Genomic DNA, 5728 nt, shown 5'->3' on the forward strand with positions numbered 1-5728 from the left:
GCAACTGATTGAATTCGGTAAAAAATTCTTCAATCACTTTTACCTTATGATGGATAAATTCCTGCATTTATTCGAAAATGATTTCCTCAACCTGCTGCCCGTTTTTATCCGTGAATGTTACTATTCTTATCCCTTCCTCTTCCATTTCAATATGAAGATTGATGAATAATTTGTCTTTATCTTCCACTCCCGAAGTATTCGGGTCAATATAGATATCATTCAATGTAGTGGATACCATAGTATAACTATTACTGATAGCTTCCGTAAGAATCCTCTTCATCTCGGCCGCTTCAACTTCCACGGATGCGTCTTGAGGCCTGAATATGCCGATATTCAACGATTTAATTTGAGGCAGGACATCTATTTTTTTTATCTCATCCCCAATATTCTTTACCTTCTTCTGGTCTTTATTTTCAAGCGTCTTGAAAAGTAGTTTGAATTCCTGATTTTGTATCTGCTCTTTCGTGACCGGAGAAATATTGAGTTCCTTTTCTTTATTCACCGTCCTGATCCTTTCATTCAGATCTACAAGGAATTTATCCTCATCAAGTTTGAAATTGTATTTCGAAAGAGCATCAATATCAGTAATTTTCAAAGGGATATCCATCTTAATGCTCGGAAATGCGTATCTCGGCGCCTTGAAATATTTCAAATAGTCGTGCCGGGCATATTCTTTAGCAACAAGAATCGTCTTTTCATCGGCTTTTTTACGAGCCTGGATTATCTCATTGTTGAGATAATCCAGGTAATCTGAAAGTTTGATCATTTTCTCAGTTTGTTGAACCCAATAAACCCAGTACTTTTTCCAGACCGGCCGGCATCTCATCATTGGTTGCCCTCACTTTCACTCCCAGGGAGTACTCTTTTTCCACCTTTATACCAGTGCTGGAAGATCTTTTGTATGAAACATCCACTTTAAATTTTACCGGCCCCCATCCGCCCGAAGCCCCGGCGCTGATGCCAAATTCATCACTTACGTTCTTTGTATATGTGGAGTTAAGCTTTACGTTAAAGTCCACTTCACAAGACTCTATCCTGAAACTCGGCACATTGAGGAGTGCGATAAACGGCACACTGATTTCCGTATCTTGCTGGATTGTAGGCGAGTTTCCTTCCGGATTCTCAGGATCGTATTCAGGATTCGGTACATTTTTCTTATATTTGAACTCCGCCATTCTAAGTTTTTTTTCACCTGACGAATCCGTTTCGAATCCTACTTCATTGATAAAACTGACAGTGCTTATCGAGGCATTTGACTGTGCCTTAACACAAGCGTCCAGCGGACCTCCGATAATTGTCGCAAAATCGATGCTCCCCAATTCGGCGGCAAAATCGGCACTTGCCGCGTCGGATGTGATAAAAAGCTTATCGTCTTTGGCTATTTGCCCGAAAATCAGCTTTAACACATCGGTGGAAGCCCCCGCTATCGTATTTTCCCATTTCGGATCATATCCGGTTTTAAAACTGTCGACAATTTCCAGAATATCCTTTTTGGTAAGGCTTTGCAGTTCCGAAGGAGCAATTCCGCTAACCTGTTCATACACGGATGGAGTTAAAGAACTTTCCAATCCCGATAACAATTCAATCAATTCGCTTTTTGTTTTTTTACTGTGATCTTCTTGCAAGACCGATTTTAGAGTTTTCATTGTTCTCGCATTTTTTTTAATAATACAATTAAAGTAAGCTATGATTTATAAAATTTATTCCTATTCTTTATCGGATATTTTTCATTGATGTACGACATATACATATTTCTTACAAACATACAGGATACCCGGAAAAATTCTTTGTATTTTTCATTTATAGCTTTGTAGGAATCATGCGTTAACAATCGGACTTTTTTGTATTATTTTTATACAAATAAAATCCAAGACACTGATTATTAATATGAAAATAATACAATATTACTTTTTACGGGAGTATAAATACAGGCGATCCGATTTACCGGGGTAAACGGCGGTATTGCGAGGGAGAGAGTTGGGTGAATCTCTTAAAAGTACGGGAAAAATAGGCTATGTCATAGAAACCGCAATCGTAGGCAATCTGCCCGATGGATTTGTCTTCGAGTGCCAGTCTCTTTTTAGCGCATTCAATACGAAGCCGCATCATAAATTCCGAAGGAGTATATCCGGATATTGCGCTCAGTTTCCTGTTGAGTTGGGAACTGCTGATACAAAGCTTTTCAGCGAGAGAAACAACCGTAAAATGAGGATTGTGCATCTCACTGTACACAATATCCGTCGCCTTCTGAAGAAAATCCATGTTGACATCTTTTTTCGGAGTAGCATCGTTCTTAAGAATAGAACGCATATATTTCTCCTTGAGTAGGTGGCGATTCCCTAACAGAGTTTCCATCTGGACCAGTAATTCACCGGAGTGAAAAGGTTTCCGGATATAGGCGTCGGCGCCATATTTCAATCCTTTCAACTGATCATCCAACGTACTTCTGGCCGTCAGTAAGATGATGGGAATATGATTCAACAATGCCGATTCGCGAATTTCGCGACAAAGGGTTAACCCGTCTTTATTGGGCATCATGATATCGGTGACAATGATATCGGGTATGAGCTCCGTAGCCAGTTCCATGCCCTCAATTCCATCGTGGGCCATCACTAAATTGTATTCCGCGGACAGGAAAGACTTCACAAAAAGCAATACATCTTCATTGTCTTCAATCAATAGAACGGTAGGGCGTAATTTTGAATGCCCTTCTCTTATGGGTTCGGTACCCGCCCGGGGAGACAGTGACTTCTCAATCTCGGGGAACACTTTCATCCCGGATGAAATATCCGCTTCATTTTGATTCCGGGTTTGAGACTTCCATACGCCGGAGTGTTGCAGAGGTAGTATCACCGTAAATATAGAACCTTTTGTCTTCACTCTCCACCTCAATTTTCCCATTCATCATTTCAACCATCTGCCGGGTATAACTTAATCCTATTCCGCTGCCGCTATTTTTATCGGTTCTGTTGCCTTGATAAAAAAGCTCAAAGACGTGCTCCAAATCCTCTTTCGCTATACCCTCCCCGGCATCAGCTATCTTAAGGGTAAATTTATTGTTGACCCTGGCGGTGGTCACGAAGATCTCACTCCCCGCTGAGCTGAACTTTATGGCGTTCGACACCAGATTTTGCAGTATATTATCGATGTAATGCGGAATGAAGTCCATGATGATAGTCGGCTCACTGCTCAAAAATATCAATTTCAAATTTTTGTTTTTCGCGTAAAGGCGGAAGGAGTCGACGACCATCTGCACATACACCACAATATTTCCTTTTTGCCACTGAGGATTATCTATACCCGCATCTATCTTCGACATATCCAGCAACTGATTGACCAGCGATAACAAATGGGTTCCCTGACGGTCTATCGCTCTCAGATAGGAATTCATCTCCGCAGGAGTGATCTCTTTTTCAGCCTGCAATTGATTGCTTAATCCGAGAATGACTGTAAGCGGCGTACGAAATTCGTGCGTTACATTCGTAAAAAAATTCGTTCGCACCCTGTTCAGTTTCCGTAAAATCTTATTGCTGTTCGTACGTTGGATGTAAGCATAAAAAAGGGCGATCAGGGAAAAGATAAGGAGCGCCACCGATATAACGGAAGCATAGAGGATGGTGCTTTTCTGCCGGGCTTCCATCTCGTTCCGGAGATTCAGATGGGCGATATTTTGTCTGTACTTATTGCGTTCATAATTCAAACGCATATCTATCACTTTATTCAGTTTTTGTATATTCTGAATAGTGTCTTCGAACGATTTGCTTATTTTGAAATCGTTCAGAGCAGCGGTAAAATCACCCCGCTTAAGATTATATTCGTGTAACAGATGGTATGCTTTTGAAAGATGCTCAGGCGAGCGGATTTCTGCAGCGGCCTGACGGGAGAGGTTGATATATTTCAACGACTCTTTCTCATCGTTCTTATGCAGCCGTATGCGTGCTATCGCCAGAGTTGCCTCCAGCCAATGCCATGGATCAGATATTCCGTTCATCACATCATAAGCTAACTGGTATTCACGTTCCGCTTTGTCAAATTCATTCTGTAACTCATAGATATGGCCGAAGTGAATATAACATAACCCGATCCCCAGTTGTGATTTTGCAAGCATATTATGCTCCATGGAACGCTGGTAATAGAAAAACGCCGAATCATACCTCTGCTTTTCTTCGAAGACAGCGCCTATATTGGCATAATTGATGGCCTGTCCGAGATCGCTTCCCAGTGCTTTTTCTTCCGAAAGGGCTTCCCTGAACATATTTTCAGCTTCATCCAAATTACCGAATGATAGATGGACATTGCCTATACCGTTAATGGCCATGATACGGTTCTTCCGGCCGGTCTTTCCATTTCTCCCCGAAAAAGACTCAGCCATCTGCAATGCCTGGTAGTGGTAATCGGAGGCTTCGGGCAGAGCGCCAATCCTTCTGAAATCGGTGCCGATATTGTTAAGAGCCTGAGTAATCCCGAGAGTATCCCGGATATTATAAGCCGCAACAAGCCCCTGTTGGTGGTAAGCTATCGCGTCCGAAAAATCGGAGGAGATCCGCATACGCTCTCCTAATTCCCTACATAGTAAAGAAATGGCTACATCATCCCGGACAGAAACACTCTCCTCCAATAATAAGCGAAGGGAATCGACGGATAAATCCATCCGGGATATTTTTTCTTCCCACTTTTTTTTCTTTTCGTCTAAAGAATATTGATCTTTTTCTTTTTGAACACAGGAAAAAAACAGGAAAAGAACAATCAGAAGCAGTCCCGTTCTATAAAGAGCGGGACGATCCCCGTTGCAGGAAACAGATCCATACCTTACTGGCGCTAATTGTGGGTGCATTGCCTTGATTTTCCATACAAATATAATCAATGAGGGTAATGTATAAAACTTTTTTAATGAAAATTTGTAAATATCAGAAAATCCATCGCTCAAACCCTGTTACAAATAATATTACTATGACCGTCACAAGAAAAACCGGTGGAAGCAGCATGAAAAAAGCCCCGGAAAAAACTTCGGGGCTCTTTGTATATAACGGGGTGCAGGACTTTTATTCCGCAATCACTTCAAATGGGATATCCACTGAAACCTCTTTGTGAAGTTTCACCACGGCATTGTAGTTCCCTACCTCTTTCACCGGGTCTTTGATCACGATCAGTTTCCTTTCCACTTCAAAACCTTTTTCTTTCAATGCATCGGCAACCTGAATGCTGGTAACCGAACCGAAAATTGTCCCGGTAGAACTGGTCTTTGCCCCGATGGTCAGTGTAACACCTTCCATCTTATCGGCAAGCGCCTGTGCGTCTGCTTTTATCTGGGCCACCTTATGGGCACGCTGTCTCTGGTTTTCAGCCAGCACCTTCTTGGCGGATTCACTGGCTATCACCGCTTTACCCTGGGGGATAAGAAAATTACGCGCATACCCTTTTCTCACATTCACTACATCGTCTTTGTAGCCTAAACTCTGTATGTCTTCTTTTAAAATTACTTCCATTTCTCTTCCTCCTTTTTATTTCATTAAATCGGTTACATAGGGAAGTAAAGCTATATGACGGGCTCTCTTCACTGCCTGCGCGATTCGGCGTTGAAACTTCAATGACGTACCGGTAATTCTTCTCGGCAAGATCTTTCCCTGTTCGTTCAGGAACTTTTTCAGGAATTCGGGATCTTTATAGTCAATGTATTTGATACCGTTCTTTTTGAAGCGGCAATATTTTTTCTTCTTCACATCCACCG

General features: G+C 41.8%; 6 protein-coding genes. All 6 read right to left on the reverse strand.

The features are described from left to right. Positions 1-67: 67 nt before the first annotated feature. Positions 68-766, reverse strand: a complete 699-nt coding sequence (locus Q0502_RS06225; RefSeq protein WP_298648539.1) for a hypothetical protein — start codon at positions 764-766, stop codon at positions 68-70. A gap of 4 nt (positions 767-770) precedes the next feature. Continuing rightward, positions 771-1646 (reverse strand): DUF2589 domain-containing protein, encoded by an 876-nt coding sequence (locus tag Q0502_RS06230; protein ID WP_298648540.1) that lies wholly within the window; start codon positions 1644-1646, stop codon positions 771-773. Between the two features lie 295 nt (positions 1647-1941). Beyond that, entirely contained in the window at positions 1942-2880 is a 939-nt protein-coding gene (locus Q0502_RS06235) for a response regulator (RefSeq protein WP_298648541.1), read from the reverse strand. After that, positions 2795-4834 (reverse strand): tetratricopeptide repeat-containing sensor histidine kinase, encoded by a 2040-nt coding sequence (locus Q0502_RS06240; protein ID WP_298648542.1) that lies wholly within the window; start codon positions 4832-4834, stop codon positions 2795-2797. Before Q0502_RS06240 ends, Q0502_RS06235 begins: the two co-directional genes overlap by 86 nt. Positions 4835-5042: 208 nt before the next feature. Next, positions 5043-5486 (reverse strand): 50S ribosomal protein L9, encoded by a 444-nt coding sequence (rplI, locus tag Q0502_RS06245; protein WP_298648543.1) that lies wholly within the window; start codon positions 5484-5486, stop codon positions 5043-5045. Between the two features lie 15 nt (positions 5487-5501). After that, the gene (gene rpsR, locus Q0502_RS06250) at positions 5502-5726 is read right to left on the reverse strand and encodes a 30S ribosomal protein S18 (protein WP_298648545.1); all 225 of its coding nucleotides are present in this window, start codon (positions 5724-5726) and stop codon (positions 5502-5504) included. Between the last annotated feature and the right edge of the window lie 2 nt (positions 5727-5728).

Origin of the sequence: uncultured Proteiniphilum sp. (assembly GCF_937873925.1) — a bacterium.
GTDB lineage: Bacteria > Bacteroidota > Bacteroidia > Bacteroidales > Dysgonomonadaceae > Proteiniphilum.